This window comes from Pantoea sp. JV6 (assembly GCF_025910055.1).
Classification (GTDB): Bacteria; Pseudomonadota; Gammaproteobacteria; order Enterobacterales; family Enterobacteriaceae; genus Pantoea; species Pantoea agglomerans.
This window is the reverse complement of sequence record NZ_JAPCIM010000002.1, coordinates 659,959-679,073: the sequence shown is the minus strand read 5'-3', so window position 1 is coordinate 679,073 and position 19,115 is coordinate 659,959. Positions and strand designations below refer to the sequence as shown.

The following is a 19,115-nucleotide window of genomic DNA, read 5'->3' as shown; positions in this document are numbered from 1 at the left end:
CTGACGGGCCCTGATTTAAGCGCTTGGGAAGCTGATGTTGCTGCCCGGCGCTTCACGGTTGAGATGGATGAAGTTCAGGTGTCGCTCATACTGATCCAGTATGTCGATGATCACCTGCTCTTTGCTGTAATCCATTAAGTCGTTACCCTGGCTGCCCTCCATCAGGAAGGTTTCCAGCCGGTAGTAGGTCGACTTACCGCTGCGGGCGCGATAGGTAAAGCCCGGAATCGAATATTGCTGCGGCCAGACCTGATAGATAAAGTCCTGCTCCTCGCCCAGATGGACGCGCAGATCCAGATAGCCAATCGGGTTGCTTTCATCCGCCTCAACGCTCTCCAGCGTGACCCGGCCATCCCGCAGCTCCAGCTCTTTCGCCACTTCCTGCATCGCCGGATAGATGGTTTTTTCCATCATCTGCTGGGTATAACGCGAGCCAGGGTAGTTCATCAGGCGCGACAGACGCTTCTTCCAGGTCAGGCGATCGGTCGCATGAGCCAGATAGGGCGCGGTGTCGCGCGTGGCGCTGGCCCGACGGTGATCTTCAATCTTCAGGGATTTAAACAGCCCCGCCATGACAAAGAAGATAACAAAGCTGAACGGCAGCCCCATGATCACCGTGGTGTTCTGCAAGGCAGTGATACCGTTGGTCATCAGCATGCTCAGGGTCAGTACCCCAATCGCCACAGACCAGAAGATACGCAGCCAGTTCGGTGCATCACTGTTGATGTCTTTCAGTCGCGAGGTGAAGTTACCCAGCACCAGCGAGCCGGAATCCGCCGAGGTGACGTAGAACAGCATACCGGTGATCGTCGCGACCGAGGCGCTGAGTTTAAACGCCGGATACTGCGCCAGCAGGCTGTAGAAGCCGCGCTCCGCATGGTTCATCACTTCCTGCGCAAACTCCGTATTGCCGTGAATGATCTGATACAGCGCGGCATTACCGAACACTGACAGCCACAACAGCGTAAAGGTAAACGGAATAATCAGCGTGCCCAGCACGAACTCGCGGATGGTACGACCGCGCGAAATACGCGCCAGGAACAGGCCGACGAATGGCGACCAGGCCACCCACCATGCCCAGAAGAAGAGCGTCCAGCTGTTCATCCACTGGGTCGGACGATCAAAGGCAAAGGTATTGAGCGTCATGCCCATGAAGCGATTGATGTAATCCCCGACGTTCAGCACCAGCGCATTCAGCAGGAACTCGGTGTTGCCGAAGAACAGCACAAACAGAATCAGTCCCAGCGCCATCACCACGTTCAGCTCAGAGAGAATACGGATCCCTTTATCGACGCCCGATGTGACAGAAATGGTGGCGATCACCACGGAAAGGACAATCAGCGCGGCCTGCGCGGTAAGGCCTTCCGGGATATCAAACAGCACTTTGAGGCCATAGTTAAGCTGCACGACCCCGATGCCGAGCGTGGTGGCGATACCAAAGATGGTGCCGACCACGGCGGCGATATCTACGGTGTGGCCAATCGGGCCATAGATGCGTTTACCAAAGATAGGATAGAGCGCTGAACGGATGGTGAGCGGCAGGTTATAGCGATAGCTGAAGTAGCCCAGCGCGATGCCCATCAACGCATACATTGACCAGCCGGTCAGTCCGTAGTGGAACAGCGTCCAGACCATCGCCTGGCGGGCCGCTTCCATCGTCTGCCCTGCCCCCTCCGGCGGCTGCATATACTGCGTCACCGGCTCGGCGACCGAGAAGAACATCAGGTCGATGCCGATCCCGGCGGCGAACAGCATGGCAGACCAGCTAAGGACGCTGAACTCGGGTTTGGAGTGCTCCGGCCCGAGCTTGATCGAACCAAAGCGTGAGCAGGCCATATAGAGCACAAAAACAATATAGAGCGTGGCAGCCAGCATGTAGTACCAGCCGAAGGTGGCGGAAACCCAGTTTACCGCCTTGAGGATCCAGCTCGCGGCCAGTTCACTGTAGAGAATCGTCACAAGTGAAAACGTCAGAATCAATCCGGCAGAGGTATAAAATACAACGGGATTGAGTCTGTCTTTTTCACCGGCAGGTGGATTATTCATCGGTTACCTCTGGTTAATGTCCTGAAAATACGCAATGGATAAGTCTTGCCGTCCACGGCTTTCCGGCCGTGCGGCCCTGTTTCGTTCTGTCACTTCCTGTTAATCGCTCAGGCAAAGCAGCCTATTTTAGCACTCATTGCCGTTTCGCTTTCGCTACATTTAAAGAACAGCATCCTAACAAAGTTTCTTTTTATATTGAACGTGCAATCAAAAAAAGTTTAAATAGGGGCTCGATTTGAGGGTGGAGCTGGAGCTATGCCAAAGGTAGGGATGCAGCCGATACGTCGTCGGCAACTGATTGATGCGACCCTGAGCACGATTAATGAAGTGGGGATTAATGATGCCACTATCGCCCAGATCGCCCGTCGGGCGGGGGTATCCACCGGCATCATCAGTCACTATTTCAAGGATAAGAACGGCTTACTGGAAGCCACGATGCGTGATGTGACGCGTCAACTGCGGGAGGCGGTACTGTCGCGGTTAGAACCGCTGGCCGGTGCCTCTGCAGAACAGCGGTTGTGTGCCGTCGTTGAGGGGAATTTTGATGATACCCAGGTGCACACGGCAGTGATGAAAGCCTGGCTCGACTTCTGGTCGAGCAGCATGCATCAGCCCCAGCTTAATCGCCTGGAGCGGGTCAGCAGCCGGCGGCTCTACTCAACGCTGGTGGTCGAATTCCGGCGTGAACTGCCGCTGGAGAAGGCACGTCTGGCCGCACACGGGCTGGCTGCCCTGATAGATGGTCTGTGGCTGCGCGCCGCGCTGAGCGGTAAGCCATTTAACCCGGTCATCGCCCTCACACTGACCACCCAATTCATCCGTCAGCAACTGGCTGGCGAGCACGAATAACGGAAGGAGAAAACATGTCCCGATTCACCGAGCAGAAACTCTACATCGATGGCGCTTATGTTGCCGCAGCGTCTGGCGAAACGTTCCAGACGATTAACCCGGTCAACGGCGAAGTGCTGGCAGAGGTTCATGCCGCCGGCCAGGAAGATGTCAATCGCGCCGTTGCTGCCGCCAGAAAAGGCCAGAAAGTCTGGGCCGCGATGACCGCCATGGAGCGCTCGCGTATCCTGCGTCGCGCCGTCGATATTCTGCGTGAGCGTAATGATGAGCTGGCAGAGCTGGAAATGCTCGATACCGGTAAGCCTTACAGCGAAACCTCAGCGGTCGATATCGTCACCGGCGCAGACGTACTGGAGTATTACGCCGGTCTGGTTCCGGCGCTGGAAGGTCAGCAGATCCCACTGCGTGAAACTTCCTTTGTTTACACCCGTCGCGAACCGCTGGGCGTGGTAGCTGGTATCGGTGCCTGGAACTACCCGATTCAGATCGCCCTGTGGAAATCCGCGCCCGCGCTGGCAGCGGGTAACGCGATGATTTTCAAACCGAGTGAAATGACCCCGCTCACTGCCCTGAAGCTGGCGGAAATTTACACCGAAGCGGGCCTGCCGGATGGCGTATTCAACGTGCTGCCGGGCATCGGTTCGGTCACCGGTCAGTTGCTCACTGAGCATCCTGGCATCGACAAAGTCTCCTTTACCGGTGGCGTCGTCAGCGGAAAAAAAGTGATGGCCAATGCAGCAGGTTCAACGCTGAAAGAGGTCACCATGGAACTGGGCGGTAAATCACCGCTGATCATCTATGATGATGCCGATCTCGATCTGGCCGCCGACATCGCCATGATGGCGAACTTCTACAGCTCGGGTCAGGTCTGCACCAACGGCACCCGCGTCTTTATTCCTGCAAAACTGCAGGCCGCATTCGAGGCGAAAATCAGCGAACGCGTTGCCCGCATTCAGGCAGGCGATCTGCGTGACCCGGCGACCAACTTTGGTCCGCTGGTCAGCTTCAGCCATCGCGATAATGTGATGCGTTATATCGAATCCGGCATCGCTGAAGGCGCTCGCGTACTGTGCGGCGGCAAACGTCTGACCGGTGGCGATTTCGACCAGGGTGCCTGGGTTGCACCAACCGTGTTCACCGACTGCCGTGATGAGATGAAGATTGTGCGTGAAGAGATCTTCGGACCGGTCATGTCGATCCTGAGCTACGAAAGTGAAGAAGAAGTGATCCGCCGCGCCAATGACACCGAATTTGGTCTGGCCGCCGGCCTGGTAACGCAGGATCTCAATAAGGCGCACCGCGTGATTCATCAGATCGAAGCAGGTATCTGCTGGATTAATACCTGGGGCGAATCAGCCGCAGAGATGCCAGTGGGGGGTTACAAGCACTCCGGCATTGGCCGTGAGAATGGCCTGATGACGCTGCAGAGCTACACCCAGGTGAAGTCCGTGCAGGTTGAGCTGACGCGTTTTCAGTCAGTCTTTTAATCACTTAACCTGAGGAACGATGAATGGAATTTGATTACATTATTATTGGAGCCGGATCCGCAGGAAACGTTCTGGCTACCCGTCTGACCGAAGAGAGCAACGTGAGCGTCCTGTTGCTGGAAGCGGGCGGCCCGGATTACCGCTTTGATTTTCGCACCCAGATGCCTGCGGCCCTCGCCTTCCCGTTACAGGGCAAACGCTATAACTGGGCTTATGAAACCGAGCCAGAGCCTTACATGAACAATCGCCGCATGGAGTGTGGTCGCGGCAAAGGTCTGGGCGGTTCATCACTGATTAACGGCATGTGTTATATCCGCGGTAACGCGATGGATCTCGATAACTGGGCCAGCGAACCTGGACTGGAGAACTGGAGCTATCTGGACTGCCTGCCTTACTACCGTAAAGCGGAAACCCGCGATATCGGCCCGAACGATTTCCACGGCGGCGACGGCCCGGTGTGTGTTGCAACGCCTAAAGCGGGCAACAACGTGCTGTTCGAAGCGATGATTGAGGCGGGCGTGCAGGCAGGTTATCCGCGCACTGACGACCTTAATGGCTATCAGCAGGAAGGTTTCGGTCCGATGGATCGTACCGTCACACCAAATGGTCGTCGCTCCAGCACCGCGCGTGGCTATCTCGATATGGCCAAAGGCCGCGCCAACCTGAAGATCATCACGCATGCCACCACCGATCGCATCATCTTCGATGGCAAGCGTGCGGTCGGCGTGGAGTATCTGCAGGGCGACAGCAACACCATTAACAAAGTGACCGCGCGCCGTGAAGTGCTGCTGTGTGCCGGCGCTATCGCCTCGCCGCAGATCCTGCAGCGTTCTGGCGTGGGTTCTCCTGAGCTGCTGAAGCAGTTTGATATCCCGGTGGTTCACGACCTGCCGGGCGTGGGTGAAAACCTGCAGGACCATCTGGAGATGTATCTTCAGTATGAGTGTAAAGAACCGGTCTCAATCTATCCGGCTCTGAAGTGGTGGAATCAGCCGAAAATTGGTGCGGAGTGGATGTTTAACGGCACCGGTATCGGCGCCAGCAACCAGTTTGAAGCGGGTGGCTTTATCCGCAGCCGCGAAGAGTTCAGCTGGCCGAACATCCAGTATCACTTCCTGCCGGTGGCGATTAACTACAACGGTTCCAACGCGGTTGATGCCCACGGCTTCCAGTGTCACGTCGGCTCAATGCGTTCTCCAAGCCGCGGTCATGTACGCCTGAAGTCACGCGATCCGCGTCGTCATCCGGCCATTCTGTTTAACTACATGTCGCATGAGCAGGACTGGCATGAGTTCCGCGATGCGATTCGCATCACGCGCCAGATCATCAATCAGCCGGCGCTGGATAAGTACCGTGGCCGTGAAATCAGTCCGGGACTGGATTGCCAGACAGATGAGCAACTGGATGAGTTCGTGCGTAACCACGGCGAAACCGCCTATCACCCGTGCGGCACCTGTAAGATGGGTAACGACCCGATGTCCGTCGTTGATGGCGAAGGTCGTGTGCATGGACTGGAAGGCTTACGCGTAGTGGATGCGTCGATTATGCCGCTGATCATCACCGGTAACCTGAACGCCACCACTATCATGATTGGCGAGAAGATTGCCGATAAGATTCGTGGTCGCGATCCATTGCCGCGCAGCACCGCCGCTTACTATGTCGCGGGTGATGCACCCGTTCGCACGGTTCCGCAGCGCGCTGAATAATACGTGACAGCGTCACTTAATAATAGCCGGGCACTTTTGTTGCCCGGCTATTTTTTTCATTACGGTTTACCACAGATCCTTTTCCACACATCACCCTTTTCAAATCATCAAACCTTAACAGACATCAAACAAAGCAGCATCTGCTGTTGATTTGGTTATGTGCAGAATGCTATAAATCCAGCGTCTATTTAACCGGAGGCACTATCCGTCCACTGATGAGAAGCAACAATGTGGATGTGTTGTAAATTTTATGAGCAGAATGTTCATGTCAAACCCCCTGTATTCCCCCTCTTGCCTTTCTGGCTGGAACGCCGCCGATCAGCACTGGCGTAACGCCCTGTAGTCCCCTCACCACTTCGAACTGTTCTGAGTCTGCCCGCACGTTGTGCGTTGTTGCAGGTCGTCATTTATCGTTGCTGGAGAGCACCCATGCGCGCCTGGGTTTTATTATCACTCGCTATTGTTACGGAAATTATTGGTACCCTTTTTATGAAATGGTCCAGCCTCAATGGCAGCCATTCCGGCTACCTGATGATGCTGGGCATGATTGCCTGTTCTTATATTCTGCTGAGTTTCGCCATTAAACGTATCGCCCTGGGCGTGGCTTATGCGCTGTGGGAAGGTATCGGCATCATGCTGATTACGTTATTCAGCGTGCAGCTGTTTGGTGAAACGCTGTCAGCGCTGAAAATCTGTGGGCTGGTGACGCTGATCGTCGGAATTGTGTTGATCAAAACCGGCACCCAATCATCAGCGGAGGTTAATCATGCTCATCGCTGATCTTGTTCATGCGTCCTGGCTGGCGCTGGCTATCGTGCTGGAGATTGCCGCTAACATATTCCTTAAATATTCTGATGGGTTTAAGAAACCGCTGTACGGTCTGCTTTCACTTTGCTGTGTCCTGCTCGCGTTCAGCGCACTCGCTCAGGCGGTCAAAGGTATCGATCTCTCGATCGCCTATGCGGTCTGGGGCGGTTTTGGGATTATCGCCACTGTCGCGGCCGGATGGGTGTTGTTTGGTCAGCGGCTGAACCGCAAAGGCTGGGCCGGCCTGACCCTGTTGCTGGCCGGTATGATCCTGTTAAAACTGGCCTGATCGGCCCTCTCAATCAGTGATATTGATTAAGGGTGTGCCACTGCACGCCCTTAACTTCCTGTGCTTTCCCGCCCTGTTTCGGTTGATTTTCCCCTCTTTCCTGTGCTCGGAATCTTCTTACTTTTGTAAAGGCCCGTTTACATATCTGTTGCCTTGAGGCTTAGTGAGCGCCGAAGGTCGGATAAAAACGAGGAATAGTTATGTCTGCAACACGAGGTTGGTCTACGGAGCTGGAGGGATTACGCGGCATCGCTTCTCTCTGGGTATTAGTTGGCCATATCAGCTTACTGGTTCATTGCCACATCACGCTTATTTCATCCCCTGGCATCGGGGTCGATCTGTTTATTCTGTTATCGGGTTATCTGATGGCGAAAAACTACGTCGAGCGTCAGCAGAAAGAGCCGTGGCAGAGCACAGAGACCATCAAGAAGTTCTGGATCCGGCGCTTCTTCCGCATCGCCCCGCTCTACTATCTGCTGTTAATCATCGCCCTGATTTATGGCCCGTGGTTTGGCGAGATGCGTGACACCATTGCTCATTTCTATTCCGGCACCGCCACTGAGTCGTCGCGTTACAACGACCAGTCGCTGGCAAACATTCTGACCCACTTCAGTTTCCTGTTCGGCCTGCTGCCCGAATATGGTTTTAATACTGTGCTGCCTGACTGGAGCATCGGGCTGGAGATGCAGTTCTATCTGCTGTTCCCGTTCATCATGCTGGTGACGCTGCGCTTTGGTTATGCCGCATCGCTGATTGGCATCATGGCGCTCTGCTGCGCTGGCCGGTATGTGCTGGCAGATTATTATGAGGCGTTTGAGATGCCTTCAATGATCCTGATAAAGCTGAATATGTTCCTGTCGGGGATGCTGCTGGCCGAGGCGATTCGCCGTAAATCCCTGCTCTACGTCGCTTTTGCGCTGCTCGGCCCGGTTGCCAGCGTGGCGATGGGCTTGGGCGCGATTAAGCTGCAGGTGATTATGGAAGCGCTGATGATCGTCGGTATGACGGCGATTCTGTGGCAATACCCGCAGGGCAGCCTGATGGCAACGCTGATTGCTCTGCCGCGTAAGCTGCTGAACAACCGTCTCAGCACCTGGCTGGGCGACGTGTCGTTTTCTGTCTACCTGCTGCATCTGCTGATTGTAATCCCGCTGATCGCACTGCTGCTCAATCACACCGACATTGAGTTTAAGAGCGACATGATGCGCTTCCTGATTGTCTGCGTCTCTGCCATCCCGGTGACCTATGCGCTGGCCTCTTTACTCTATAAGTATGTTGAGAAGCCCGGCATTCAGATTGGTAAGCGCGTGCTGAAGCCGAAGCTGGCCGATCAGACCAGCTGAGTTTTACGCAGGCCATCCCTTTCTTAAAAGCCCCTGACGGGGCTTTTTTATTGCCGCTTCACATGGCCTCACCTGAGCGGAAGTCAGCACACCCGCTGAGGTGAACTACACTTTGCCGGTTAGCAATCTGACTCAGAGGAGAGAACATGAGCATTCAGCATCTGCTGCTATCCACCGACGGTGGCGCAGTGATCATTGAAGCAGAACAACTCGAAAGTGAGCTGGTTATCCCGCCCCACCTGCAGACCCTGACCGGCGGTGAAGCTGACAGCGATACCGGCCATCGGGTGGCGGTAACAAAGCACTACTGCAAGGGACGCTACTATGCGGTTGCCCTTGATCGTCATGCGGCCAGCAATGAAATTGACGACGTGATCGACCTGCTGCATCCGGCCCCGCTCGATTAGTCTTTGTCAGACCGAACCCGTACATGTTCCGCTGAACTGCTGGCGGGAAAGCTCAGTATTGCCGGTGTGCGGCATTTACCTATTCAGAAGAGGATAAGCATTATGCAAAAGAAGAAGTGGTTTGTTTCTTACGTGATTAAGCCCAAAGGTGAAAATCATGTCACGACTCACGCCTTTATCGAGGGCGACGATGTCGAGGAGGCGCTGGAAGCCTTTATGTTCGAAACCAAAAAAAGCCTGTCGCTGGAAACCGAAGAGCTGACTCTGCTTTCGGTGAGCCTGGTGTAGACTCTGATTAACCTCGCGATTGCGGGGTTTTTTATGTCCTGTATCAGGATCAGTTATCTATTTATATTATTTATAATTTCCCTGGTGCGGCACTCAATTACTTACTGGGATACGGCCAGGCGTGATCAACGCCAGTTGATGAAAGCAGACCGGTAACCGCCAGATACGCCAGTATCAGGACAAACAGCACAATCGCTGCAATTTCAATGGATTTGAGTAAGTGATGCTTAGCCATAAATAACCCTCCTTCAGATGTGTGTAATCAGACTTCACCCCATAAACTATAATGTTACCGGTAAAGTTCAAGTGAAAATCACATCATGAAACATAAAGCCGCGCTTATTAATGCTTTAACGGAATGTGCTCTTACGTATTCAGAGGGAGGGAACTGGCCTTACAGGCATAAAAAAGCCCGCACGGCGCGGGCTTCTGCGATTATCAGCACGGATTATTCAGCAGACTGACCGCTAAAGTCGATTACCATCCTGCCGCGGATCTTGCCCTGAATCATCTCATCGAAGATGGCATTGACCTCACCAATCTTCCTTTTGGTCACCTTCGGCACCACCTTCCCTTCTGCCGCAAACTGGAAAGCTTCCGCCAGATCGTTACGCGTCCCGACCAGCGATCCCACCACCTGGATGCCATCGAGCACCAGACGCGGAATATTCAGGCTCATAGCTTCCGGCGGCAGTCCGACAGCCACTACCCGACCACCGGCCCTGACCGCATCGACAGCAGAGTTAAACGCTGCTTTGGCAACGGCCGTTACCACAGCCGCATGCGCCCCACCGGTTTGTTCCTGAATAAAGCGAGCCGCATCTTCGCTGGCCGAGTTTACAACCAGGTCGGCGCCCATCTCTTTCGCCAGTGCCAGTTGCCCATCACTCACATCAACCGCGATCACTTTGGCGTTAAAGACGTTTTTCGCATACTGCAGGGCGAGGTTTCCCAGCCCGCCCAGACCGTAAATCACCAGCCACTGACCCGGTTTTACCTCGGACACTTTCACCGCTTTATAGGTGGTGACACCGGCGCAGGTGACACTACTGGCGGCGTAAGGATCAAGCCCGTCGGGGACTTTCACCGAATAGTCTGCAACGACGATACACTCTTCAGCCATGCCGCCATCGACGGTATAACCGGCATTGACGACCTCTCTGCAGAGCGTTTCGTTACCGGAGTTGCAGTATTGACAGTGCCCGCAGCCCTTAAAGAACCATGCCACGCTGGCACGATCGCCAGGCTTAAGTGAGGTCACATCTGGCGCGACTTCCTCAACAATACCGATACCTTCATGACCCAGCGTCACGCCGGTTTTATCACCGAAATCCCCGTTCTTCACATGCAGATCGGTATGGCATACGCCACAGCATTCCATCCTGAGCCGTGCTTCGCCCGTTTTGAGAGGACGCAGCGTCTTCTCAACCACTTCAACCTTGTGTTCACTGTTAGCAATTGCCGCTTTCATAAACGATGCTCCTTTTGATTGAAGCTTTAAGGATAAGCCAAACCGCGGTGATGACAAGATGACAGGTAAGCTTTGGGTGCGAGGCTGGCAGGGTTGTTTCTGCTTTTGCAGAGTGGAGTGGGTTTTTGGGATGCAGACCGGGCACCTTAAGCTAATAGGGTTATTTTGCGTTCGCTTTTCCACTCAAATTTTCAGCTCACTAATATGTCAGGATTTTATCAACACCATCGGTTAAATTTAATATACACATAAGAAACTACAATAACCCATGCAAAACTAAGAAGTGCTGCATACTGCGGAACAAAGCAGATGAAGATATACACGCCAGCCACAATAACTGCAGCAGGTAATAAATAGAAAAAAGACTGAATCAGCCATAAAATAGCACGCTTCATTTATTCAGAATCTCATATAGAGCGTCAGCAATTTTCCCTTCGCTGTTATACATAGGCTTCACCCAATATTTTTTTATTTTTATCCTCAATTTCAACAACCTATATGAATTAAAGATTTCATAACTAAACATCCTGTAATTCAGCCATAGAGCACCCCATAACTTATATTTACTTTTTTCACAAATCAACCCATTGGTTTCGCAATAACTAAATATCTGTAATGAGGCGCGTTGACCTTTATATATTGACAGACTCTTTGCTTTTTCTTCTCGCTGGAAAATCCTGCCATAGTAGCAATGATGAGATGAACGTTAGTAAAACTGCATTTAAAGCATGCATCAAGTGATCCGCCATTGCGATGCTAGCTACTGTGGGCTGAGGAATAAGATGCATAGATCATGCTGCGTCAACGACCCGAGCGTGCGCATCGTGATCGTTTGATACCAGCGGAGCGACAACTATGGCTTTGAGAGTCGCAAAATGCATCAGATAGCGCCAGCCAGCATCTGGCAGTGACCGGAATTGATGTGATACAGTTTTGACCATTACAGTACCCATTTAAGGGAATGGTATGGATACAACGGAGCAGTTAAACGGAACTTACTTCTATGGCGGACTTACTAACCTTTCTGCAGGAGAGCTTTATTTCTGGATAATGATTGATGTGACTGCAGAGCACTTCAGCGGTACAAAGGATATCATCGCTCTGGTTGCGGTTTACTCGGGACAAAATACGATTGACGTATCCGGTAAGCTAAACGGAGCATGGAAAGGCACCTCTTATGCTTCGGTCTATTCTCGAAAGCTGTTACGGGATTACCGTCTTCCATTCAGATTACCCACGTGGATACAGAACCCTAAAAACCCTCTTCAAATTAAAATGTTAATGACTCACAAGCTGGGGACGTTCGTCGGTCGTACAATCCCGGTTTTAGGCTGGGTAATTATGGCCGCTGATGTGGCAGAAATTGGCTGGAAAACTACGGCAAAATATAACCTTCTTGCTCATAAGGAAGACAAGATATGGTAAACGAGGATATAGAGAAAGCTGTATTTGCGCTGGTTGAAGATTATAACGGCAGAAGTTTGTTTACGTTCAGACGCTATAAGCTTGAACTGGATACCGATCTGAACAATGACTTTCGCATGGATCCTCTTGACGCGTATGAATTGCTAGAGCGGTATGCTGAAACATTTGGCATTAGTCCCAGTACTATCACGTTTGCCGAATATTTCCCGGAAGATTTCAATGCGCCGCACGATCCGCTGACTATTCGTCTGTTAATTGAGTCTGCACAGGCCGGACGCTGGTTGGGTAAATAATTCACGCCTGCAAACGCAGGCGCCTATCTCTTCTGTTTGTTGCGGCCTCTTCCAGAGGACAAGGGCGGAAAACGTTAATCTCTTACCCTCTGCAGTAATTTATCTTCTTCAGGCACTCTGAAGTAGTTTCTGAACGTTACACACAAAAAAAAAGACCGAATACTATTGATAGACAATAAAATCAATCAGTTACGCATCAACTTGGCGATGATATGGCTCAACAGGCAGGAACCAATTTTTGCATGAATAGTGATAGTAAACTTATTACATTAAAAACACTTACTATTCAGAACTTTAAATGGCATTAAATGTTTTATAATGTGATAAAGATCACAATAATCCTTTAGGGCTCTTTAACTTGCAAATTATTTAGGATAATTCTTATCATCCATTTCCTAATGAAAGGATTTCTCATGAGTGGTTCAGGTGGCGGCGTAAGTAGTTCAGATATAACAACACCTTGTAACAATCTTAAATTCAGAACAGACCTTGCTTCTCCCAAAGCGGCAGCAATGGATTTAGAAATTGGCGACATATTAGATGTTATGGTTCAAGAAGATGGCATAGTTGTTATTTTTGGTGGAGTTATAGTGGGCGGCATCGCCTGTAAAGAAAGTGCACGATTGAAGTTCTGTCTGTCTCAAGGAAATACTTATAAAGCGAGCGTGCTTAATAAAAATTTGGGGCAGATTAGAGTTTATGTATATCCGGAGTGATAAAAAATGCTCAATGTTATAGGTGGTATTTATCGTGAAAGATGTATAAAGCCTTCATGGGATGATGTTTATGGCTCTGGAGGTAGAGCTGCAATAGCTATCGCGAACATGGGAAGCAGAGTCAATTTGCATGCATATGTGAGTGACAAATCTTTAAGTGAATTCAAATTTAAACTTGCTCTTATAGAAGGTAACATTATTGAAGTTAAAGAATTATCTTACGATAATGAAATCTGTTTCAATTATTCGCATGGTTTAGACCCACTGAACCCACCAATAGTTAAAAGAAAAGAAAACATTAAGTTAAAAGCTGATAATGTCCTCGTCTTTGGAATGTTAGAGTGTGAATTTGAAATCAAAGCCGAATTTGCGGTGTATGATCCTCAAAATACTTTTAGCACCCAGCCTTTTTCTAAAAATGGATCTACAGCAAAGCACTTAGCATTAGTACTTAACGAGAATGAAGCAAGAATTCTTGCTGGTGGAGATTTATCTGAAAGTATTAATGACATCATCGACCTGCTCCATATTAAAGAATCAGCTGAAGTAATTGTAGTAAAATGTGGACCTTCAGGTGCTATTGTATCCTATAAAAATAAAAAAATAACAATTCCCGCATTTAAAACTAATAGAGTATGGAAAATTGGATCTGGCGATTGTTTTTCTGCCCATTTTGCAAACAATTGGATAGAGAATAAAGAATCACCGGAGAATGCTGCTTATAATGCTTCTTTGGCTACTGCCTTTTTTTGTGAAAGTTCAACTTTGCCATCTCCCTTCATGCTTAAAGAATTTAAGCCTGAGCCCATTAAGTATATAGAGAAAAGTGTAGACCCAACAGTTTATATAGCTGGTCCATTTTTTACACTATCTCAACTATGGCTAGTTGAACAAGTAAGGTTTAATTTAATCGAGATGGGGATAAATGTAATATCTCCCTATCATGATATTGGAATGATCCAAGATGAACATCCTAATGATTTTCATGAAATATGTAAGTTAGACTTGGAAGGAATAGAAAATTCTGACATTGTATTTGGAATAGTTGATGGACATGACACTGGAACGATATTCGAATTGGGTTATGCCACGTCTTTGAAAAAGAGAATAATTTTATACTCAGAAAACGTTTCGAATAGCGATTTGGTTATGTTTCACAATGAGCGCACTATAATAGTCGATGATTACGTAACAGCTATTTACAAGACCCTTTGGGCAAACTTATGAATAATAAAGTTGGACTTATTTTATCTGGCGGTATGGATTCAACCTGCCTAGCTTGGTGGTTGAGACCGACCGTTGCCTTTACTATTGATTATGGACAATTGGCTGCAAAAGCAGAGATTGAGGCCTCTATTGAGATTTGTCGAGCTTTAGATATTGAGCACCATATAATTTCTATAGACTGTCGACAACTTGGCTCCGGTGACATGGCAGGAAAATCAGCTGATAATAAAGCTCCAGCAACTGATTGGTGGCCTTACAGAAACCAAATGCTAATTACTTTTGCAGCCATGAAAGCAATTTCTTTGGGAGTAAACAAACTTTTGATAGGCTCTGTGAAAAGTGATGGCTTTCATCAAGATGGAACTCAATATTTTATTGAAGCAATATCTAAATTAGTATCCCTACAAGAAGGAAACATTACTATTGATGCTCCAGCAATAAACCTTGACACTTTGGAATTAATAAAAAAATCGTCAATACCCTATGGAGTACTAAAACTCTCTCACAGTTGCCATAAGTCAATCACCCCATGCAACCAATGCAGGGGGTGTAATAAGCACAATCAAGTCCTACATGAACTAGGGCATTATTGACTTGATTTATAATTACCTATGTTAAAGGGCGTCATCAACACGCCCTTAATTTAATAAACGTCCTTATCAGTTGAAGTTCAGGGTAGCCAACACTTTTCATGTAATCTATACATCACTAATTAAATAACTAAACTTAGCATTTGCATTATTAAATCTAATTTTTTTACCCGGGAGTAAAGAGACATCCTAAACGTCATATTTGCCATCTACACCTAAGATGCAGCTACCCTTGCTAATTCTACTTATACTTTCGTCCACAACCCATGCACCAAAAATATTTATGTTGCTGAATGATGTGCGTCGTGAAGAGCGCTGCGGTCGTTCTGACCTCATGATATCCCTCCTTAACATCCTGGCCTCGAATATTCGCCGGGATGAATTGATCTGTGTCGAAGCAGCTGAACTACTTAATCAGGAAGCGGAAAAAATCTAGGCTCAGGCTGAGGAGGCGCATTGATGGCTGACTCAATGGACATCGCGCAGCAACCTGTCAACCCCGGTACGTAAAGACATGGCGCTGAGCATTGGTCGCAAGGCTGCGCGCAAGTCAGCAGTTGAACATCAGGCACAGGACGTCACGCCCTTTAAGCCCCGCAAAACGCAGCCGGTGCGCAGCATAAAGGGCTGTATAAAAGGCTGTATAAAAGGGCGAGATGTTTGCAAAGGTGCGCACGGCTAAGTATATGAAGACGCATGCCAGCCTGAATGAGACTGTTATCGAGTTTGCGGGTAACGTGCAGCATATGGCCCGCATGCATCATTACGGACTGCGCGATCAGCCAGCCCGTGGGGGTAAATAAATTCTATATGAGGCAAGACCGCTGCTGGACTTGCCGAAAGGTTATAGTGAAACGTTACAATATCTAATGATTGAAGCGCTGGGATTTGGCAGGTAACATTCTAGAATGTTTGTCGTTTATTATGGAGTTGTCATGTTTGAAAATTTCCTGTCGCTAGGTTCTCTTATATCTGTAACCTTAAGTTTCGCCCTTACCATTAAAGCATTAAATATAAATTACGTTAATAATAGTAGTGTAATAAAGTCAGAGATAACAGGTAATAACAACAACGTTTATGTAAATTACTCAGATTATTCAGGAAAAATCTCCAGCTTTAAACGTTTATGGGTTTGTATTGAGTTGATAATCTTGGCATTATTTCCAGTTTATCCTGATTTCTTCATAGATTCATTATCCACATTTTCCATATGTGCTTTATTTATTTGTGCGACCGGTACGTATAAAAACATCTCAGAAAATGTTAACAATGGAATTTACAGTCTTTTCTATCTAATTGGAACGGCGGTCATAAGTTTCTTTTCTATTTCTGCGTTATCTATAGTGCATGCCAATAAATATATATTCACTGACTATTATCTACGTGCTTATGAAACCATAGTCGGGGGGGGGTATATCCATGGATACTCGCAAGGGATAACCTCGATTATTGGAGAAGGTGTGACCTACCTTGGGCTTTCAATTCTTTTTATTTCACTAATTCATTGTTGCTTTGGATTTCTAAATAGAGATAAGAATTTTGACGTGACATTTGATGCTATATTTCGCTGGGTGCCAGCCTCATTATTTGGCCATTTTTTTGCTTGTGGAGGCGTGATTGCTATTTTAAATCTTAACTTCAATTACATTACATGGATGTATCAAAACGTTTGGTACTATTTCTTTTCTTACTTCCTCTGATGTTTAGCTGTCCATGAACAAACGCTAAATCTTTTTTTTCTCTGGTTGATGGGGATAGATAGCCCCATCAACTTACAAATATCTAAAATTCAGCGCCTGTTACGCAATCTGATCCGCATAGGAACCGTATCGGCCGTCAATCTTGACGGCGGGTTGTCCCATGTCGATACCGGAAAAAAATATTACCGGCTGGCTGCACTTGCTGAGCACACACATGTGTAGAACCCGCTCGTGGAATGCCCCGTCAGTTGGTGAGCAGGTGCTTGTTCTCTGCCTGGGCGGCGAACTCGATACCGGTTTAGTACTTCCGGGCATTTCTCAGATGACAACCCTGCTCTGTCTGCCTCGGCCGATGCGCTGCACTGGTGATTTCTCGACGGCGTGGTGATCGAGTACGAGCCGGAAACCGGTGCTCTGACCGCAACCGACATACAGACGGCAACCAATAAAGCAGCGGTAAAAATCCTGTTCGACTCGCCAGAAGCTGAATGCACAGCGCTGCTCAAAACTGCTCAGTTGGAAGTCACCTAGGGCGGCACGATGAAAGGCAACGTAAGCATACCGGCGGCAATCTTTCCTCCAACGGCAAGGTATGGCGTTCGCATTTATATCCGGACGACAAAGACGGAAAAACGGGAGCGCCAGTATGACAACCGTATAATACATCGGCATGGAAAGGGAAACCGGCGGCATGCTGACCGACCTCGATCACATCAGGCAATCCGTGCGTGACATTCTGCTGTCCCCTGTCGGCACCAGAGTGGTGCACCGTCAGTATGGTTCTCTTTACCCACACTGATTGACCAGCCGCAAAAAGAGGAGCTGCGCCTGCAGATTATGTCGGCTAACTATATGGTGCCTTTGAGGCGAAGCTCACCGCATACGTTATCGCGCAAAAGCGACTTGGCCGCGACCATTCGCCTGTCTGCGCTCTATGCCGCCATACACGTTGAGAGCGTGCAGCGCGCCAACCTTATCAAGCCTTCCGCTGACGTGGTGCTCGACAAACGCAGACCGCTTACTGCACGGGTTACACGCTGACCTTGGGAGGCATCGCTTACGGCATGGATGAACTACATGCAGGCAGTACAGGTGCTTATATTGCCGAATCGAATATTGCATGGACAGAAAAGCCTGAATAAAAATCTATTTTACGCCCAAAGCTTTCAGTTAAAACTTTTCAATGGAAAAATGTTTAATTCTGCCATTCAATCATCTCATCAAGCCTGGAAAGGATGTCGGAAAAATAGCTTTCATCGATAGCGAATCCCCCTTTTACCTGCACACTATCCGCATGTGCCTCAGGACGGAGAACATACTCAATGACCACAACGTCATCACCCTTTACCTTCCTGAGCAGCATATTTAGCTGATTTAGGTCACTACGAAACTCAAAAGGTTCGATTTCTAGTTGGCCAATAACAGCCTGATAGTGGGCAGCAAACTGCTCCTTTAGTTGTTTAAGTTTTCCAATAGTAAATTCAGTCTGATACTGTATTTTCACACCAGTGACAGAAAACTCAACAAAGGACTTAATCCAATCCCAATTATGATTAACCGGATCGACTTCGTTATCGACAACCCGTTCAAAAGGCGACACCGCAAAAATGAATTCTTCATCTCTGATATCAAACATATGTACGTTCCTGTCGGTTAATCAAAAATACTTAAAATGAGTTATCGTCCAATCTGATACCCTTACCACAACCTCAAGAGTGTACTTCTTATACTCAGTGATATTTTTCTTACGGTGTAATTTATACATTTCCGTTTCATAACGATACATACCCTCTCCGTTGCGAGGATCGGCCATGCGTCTGCCATAGCGGATAGCTCTTTCCTGAATATGTAACGGAACATAGCGACCCGGCTCATACATGTGCCTCGCCGCTGTTTCGGTCATTTTCAGGTTACACGCCGATAAACCCGTTTTTAACCTGGCACGCAGGAACATTATTGTTGCCTGGCTGAGTCTGGCACTTATAGCAGCTCGTGTACCAGCCTCCAATAATGCGCGGCCAGCGCGGAAATTTCGAAATACACCAAACGCAAGAAGCGCTATGTCTGTAGGATCAATCAGTGGCGTTTCGAGAGGTGCCTCTTCAAGTCGAACAAAATGCCCCTGCACATCGTATATCTGCCACAGACCGGGAGCCTGAGCCACAGAATAACCAATGCACATGCCGCTGGACTCATCCAGCACCGGCTGTGCGTTTCGTGGCAGCACACGTGGTCTCAATTCAAAAAATACGTTGCCCGATAGTGGTGACTGAAATGTGTAATATCTGCCAGGTTCTGTGATTGCATTCCCTGCATTCATTATCGTTCCCTCATTTTCATGTGACTTAATAGAGTGCCACAGGATAGTAGAGCGGTCATTACCGAGTACTGCAACGCCGTTCACTCAGCAAACTTCTCTCGCACGGGCTGCACAGCCTATACCTGATGCTCCTGGCAGGGCTTCAACCATG

General features: G+C 49.1%; 20 protein-coding genes and 2 pseudogenes. 17 read left to right on the top strand and 5 right to left on the bottom strand.

What is annotated here, in order from left to right:
* Positions 1-15 precede the first annotated feature (15 nt).
* Complete coding sequence (locus OK412_RS03790) at positions 16-2,046, bottom strand: choline transporter (protein ID WP_010258753.1); 2,031 nt, start codon at positions 2,044-2,046, stop codon at positions 16-18.
* A 255-nt stretch (positions 2,047-2,301) separates the two neighbouring features.
* On the opposite strand from OK412_RS03790, the gene betI reads away from it, so the two are divergent.
* The 8 genes from betI to OK412_RS03750 all read left to right on the top strand — a co-directional run bounded on the left by betI (position 2,302) and on the right by OK412_RS03750 (position 9,222).
* The gene (gene betI, locus OK412_RS03785) at positions 2,302-2,895 is read left to right on the top strand and encodes a transcriptional regulator BetI (RefSeq protein WP_122458331.1); all 594 of its coding nucleotides are present in this window, start codon (positions 2,302-2,304) and stop codon (positions 2,893-2,895) included.
* 14 nt (positions 2,896-2,909) lie between these two features.
* Entirely contained in the window at positions 2,910-4,382 is a 1,473-nt protein-coding gene (gene betB, locus OK412_RS03780) for a betaine-aldehyde dehydrogenase (protein WP_264352703.1), read from the top strand.
* Between the two features lie 23 nt (positions 4,383-4,405).
* Positions 4,406-6,088, top strand: coding sequence for a choline dehydrogenase (gene betA, locus OK412_RS03775; protein WP_033779020.1), 1,683 nt, complete (start codon positions 4,406-4,408; stop codon positions 6,086-6,088).
* A 429-nt stretch (positions 6,089-6,517) separates the two neighbouring features.
* Complete coding sequence (gene mdtJ / locus OK412_RS03770; protein WP_010258741.1) at positions 6,518-6,868, top strand: multidrug/spermidine efflux SMR transporter subunit MdtJ; 351 nt, start codon at positions 6,518-6,520, stop codon at positions 6,866-6,868.
* Entirely contained in the window at positions 6,855-7,184 is a 330-nt protein-coding gene (mdtI, locus tag OK412_RS03765) for a multidrug/spermidine efflux SMR transporter subunit MdtI (RefSeq protein WP_010258739.1), read from the top strand. The genes mdtJ and mdtI overlap by 14 nt, the downstream gene beginning before the upstream one ends.
* Positions 7,185-7,384: 200 nt before the next feature.
* Positions 7,385-8,527, top strand: a complete 1,143-nt coding sequence (locus OK412_RS03760) for an acyltransferase family protein (RefSeq protein ID WP_010258734.1) — start codon at positions 7,385-7,387, stop codon at positions 8,525-8,527.
* A 146-nt stretch (positions 8,528-8,673) separates the two neighbouring features.
* On the top strand, positions 8,674-8,934 hold the full coding sequence (locus OK412_RS03755) for a hypothetical protein (RefSeq protein ID WP_010258727.1): 261 nt from the start codon (positions 8,674-8,676) through the stop codon (positions 8,932-8,934).
* A gap of 102 nt (positions 8,935-9,036) precedes the next feature.
* Positions 9,037-9,222, top strand: coding sequence for a hypothetical protein (locus tag OK412_RS03750; protein WP_010258724.1), 186 nt, complete (start codon positions 9,037-9,039; stop codon positions 9,220-9,222).
* 97 nt (positions 9,223-9,319) lie between these two features.
* Here OK412_RS03750 and OK412_RS03745 read toward each other — a convergent pair whose 3' ends face one another.
* Positions 9,320-9,457 carry a hypothetical protein gene (locus OK412_RS03745; RefSeq protein WP_010258717.1) on the bottom strand — a complete coding sequence of 46 codons (138 nt, stop codon included), beginning with the start codon at positions 9,455-9,457 and terminating at the stop codon, positions 9,320-9,322.
* A 213-nt stretch (positions 9,458-9,670) separates the two neighbouring features.
* Entirely contained in the window at positions 9,671-10,693 is a 1,023-nt protein-coding gene (gene adhP / locus OK412_RS03740) for an alcohol dehydrogenase AdhP (protein WP_264352702.1), read from the bottom strand.
* 966 nt (positions 10,694-11,659) lie between these two features.
* On the opposite strand from adhP, the gene OK412_RS03735 reads away from it, so the two are divergent.
* From OK412_RS03735 to OK412_RS23500, 9 genes and pseudogenes are all read left to right on the top strand, one after another.
* A complete protein-coding gene (locus OK412_RS03735) occupies positions 11,660-12,118 on the top strand; it encodes an STM2901 family protein (protein ID WP_191919868.1) in 459 nt (152 codons plus the stop codon).
* Positions 12,112-12,411 carry a DUF1493 family protein gene (locus tag OK412_RS03730; protein WP_033771984.1) on the top strand — a complete coding sequence of 100 codons (300 nt, stop codon included), beginning with the start codon at positions 12,112-12,114 and terminating at the stop codon, positions 12,409-12,411. The genes OK412_RS03735 and OK412_RS03730 overlap by 7 nt, the downstream gene beginning before the upstream one ends.
* A gap of 413 nt (positions 12,412-12,824) precedes the next feature.
* Entirely contained in the window at positions 12,825-13,127 is a 303-nt protein-coding gene (locus OK412_RS03725) for a hypothetical protein (RefSeq protein ID WP_264352701.1), read from the top strand.
* A 6-nt stretch (positions 13,128-13,133) separates the two neighbouring features.
* The gene (locus OK412_RS03720) at positions 13,134-14,354 is read left to right on the top strand and encodes a PfkB family carbohydrate kinase (RefSeq protein ID WP_264352700.1); all 1,221 of its coding nucleotides are present in this window, start codon (positions 13,134-13,136) and stop codon (positions 14,352-14,354) included.
* Positions 14,351-14,947 carry a 7-cyano-7-deazaguanine synthase gene (locus OK412_RS03715; RefSeq protein ID WP_264352699.1) on the top strand — a complete coding sequence of 199 codons (597 nt, stop codon included), beginning with the start codon at positions 14,351-14,353 and terminating at the stop codon, positions 14,945-14,947. Before OK412_RS03720 ends, OK412_RS03715 begins: the two co-directional genes overlap by 4 nt.
* A 217-nt stretch (positions 14,948-15,164) precedes the next feature.
* Positions 15,165-15,380 carry a DUF2732 family protein gene (locus OK412_RS03710; RefSeq protein WP_319633950.1) on the top strand — a complete coding sequence of 72 codons (216 nt, stop codon included), beginning with the start codon at positions 15,165-15,167 and terminating at the stop codon, positions 15,378-15,380.
* Between the two features lie 499 nt (positions 15,381-15,879).
* Positions 15,880-16,644, top strand: a complete 765-nt coding sequence (locus tag OK412_RS03705) for a hypothetical protein (RefSeq protein WP_264352697.1) — start codon at positions 15,880-15,882, stop codon at positions 16,642-16,644.
* Between the two features lie 66 nt (positions 16,645-16,710).
* A pseudogene (locus OK412_RS03700) lies at positions 16,711-17,294 on the top strand (phage baseplate assembly protein V).
* 20 nt (positions 17,295-17,314) lie between these two features.
* A pseudogene (locus OK412_RS23500) lies at positions 17,315-17,685 on the top strand (baseplate assembly protein).
* A 154-nt stretch (positions 17,686-17,839) separates the two neighbouring features.
* On the opposite strand, the gene OK412_RS03685 reads toward OK412_RS23500, so the two are convergent.
* Together OK412_RS03685 and OK412_RS03680 are read right to left on the bottom strand one after the other, a co-directional pair.
* The gene (locus OK412_RS03685; protein WP_264352696.1) at positions 17,840-18,280 is read right to left on the bottom strand and encodes a hypothetical protein; all 441 of its coding nucleotides are present in this window, start codon (positions 18,278-18,280) and stop codon (positions 17,840-17,842) included.
* A gap of 21 nt (positions 18,281-18,301) precedes the next feature.
* Positions 18,302-19,048 (bottom strand): hypothetical protein, encoded by a 747-nt coding sequence (locus tag OK412_RS03680; protein ID WP_264352695.1) that lies wholly within the window; start codon positions 19,046-19,048, stop codon positions 18,302-18,304.
* Between the last annotated feature and the right edge of the window lie 67 nt (positions 19,049-19,115).

What these genes read in the sequence shown, in the direction of transcription:
- OK412_RS03790 (WP_010258753.1), bottom strand. Translation starts at nt 2,046, where the DNA reads ATGAATAATCCACCTGCCGGTGAAAAAGACAGACTCAATCCCGTTGTA.
- betI (WP_122458331.1), top strand. Translation starts at nt 2,302, where the DNA reads ATGCCAAAGGTAGGGATGCAGCCGATACGTCGTCGGCAACTGATTGAT.
- betB (WP_264352703.1), top strand. Translation starts at nt 2,910, where the DNA reads ATGTCCCGATTCACCGAGCAGAAACTCTACATCGATGGCGCTTATGTT.
- betA (WP_033779020.1), top strand. Translation starts at nt 4,406, where the DNA reads ATGGAATTTGATTACATTATTATTGGAGCCGGATCCGCAGGAAACGTT.
- mdtJ (WP_010258741.1), top strand. Translation starts at nt 6,518, where the DNA reads ATGCGCGCCTGGGTTTTATTATCACTCGCTATTGTTACGGAAATTATT.
- mdtI (WP_010258739.1), top strand. Translation starts at nt 6,855, where the DNA reads ATGCTCATCGCTGATCTTGTTCATGCGTCCTGGCTGGCGCTGGCTATC.
- OK412_RS03760 (WP_010258734.1), top strand. Translation starts at nt 7,385, where the DNA reads ATGTCTGCAACACGAGGTTGGTCTACGGAGCTGGAGGGATTACGCGGC.
- OK412_RS03755 (WP_010258727.1), top strand. Translation starts at nt 8,674, where the DNA reads ATGAGCATTCAGCATCTGCTGCTATCCACCGACGGTGGCGCAGTGATC.
- OK412_RS03750 (WP_010258724.1), top strand. Translation starts at nt 9,037, where the DNA reads ATGCAAAAGAAGAAGTGGTTTGTTTCTTACGTGATTAAGCCCAAAGGT.
- OK412_RS03745 (WP_010258717.1), bottom strand. Translation starts at nt 9,457, where the DNA reads ATGGCTAAGCATCACTTACTCAAATCCATTGAAATTGCAGCGATTGTG.
- adhP (WP_264352702.1), bottom strand. Translation starts at nt 10,693, where the DNA reads ATGAAAGCGGCAATTGCTAACAGTGAACACAAGGTTGAAGTGGTTGAG.
- OK412_RS03735 (WP_191919868.1), top strand. Translation starts at nt 11,660, where the DNA reads ATGGATACAACGGAGCAGTTAAACGGAACTTACTTCTATGGCGGACTT.
- OK412_RS03730 (WP_033771984.1), top strand. Translation starts at nt 12,112, where the DNA reads ATGGTAAACGAGGATATAGAGAAAGCTGTATTTGCGCTGGTTGAAGAT.
- OK412_RS03725 (WP_264352701.1), top strand. Translation starts at nt 12,825, where the DNA reads ATGAGTGGTTCAGGTGGCGGCGTAAGTAGTTCAGATATAACAACACCT.
- OK412_RS03720 (WP_264352700.1), top strand. Translation starts at nt 13,134, where the DNA reads ATGCTCAATGTTATAGGTGGTATTTATCGTGAAAGATGTATAAAGCCT.
- OK412_RS03715 (WP_264352699.1), top strand. Translation starts at nt 14,351, where the DNA reads ATGAATAATAAAGTTGGACTTATTTTATCTGGCGGTATGGATTCAACC.
- OK412_RS03710 (WP_319633950.1), top strand. Translation starts at nt 15,165, where the DNA reads ATGCAGCTACCCTTGCTAATTCTACTTATACTTTCGTCCACAACCCAT.
- OK412_RS03705 (WP_264352697.1), top strand. Translation starts at nt 15,880, where the DNA reads ATGTTTGAAAATTTCCTGTCGCTAGGTTCTCTTATATCTGTAACCTTA.
- OK412_RS03685 (WP_264352696.1), bottom strand. Translation starts at nt 18,280, where the DNA reads ATGTTTGATATCAGAGATGAAGAATTCATTTTTGCGGTGTCGCCTTTT.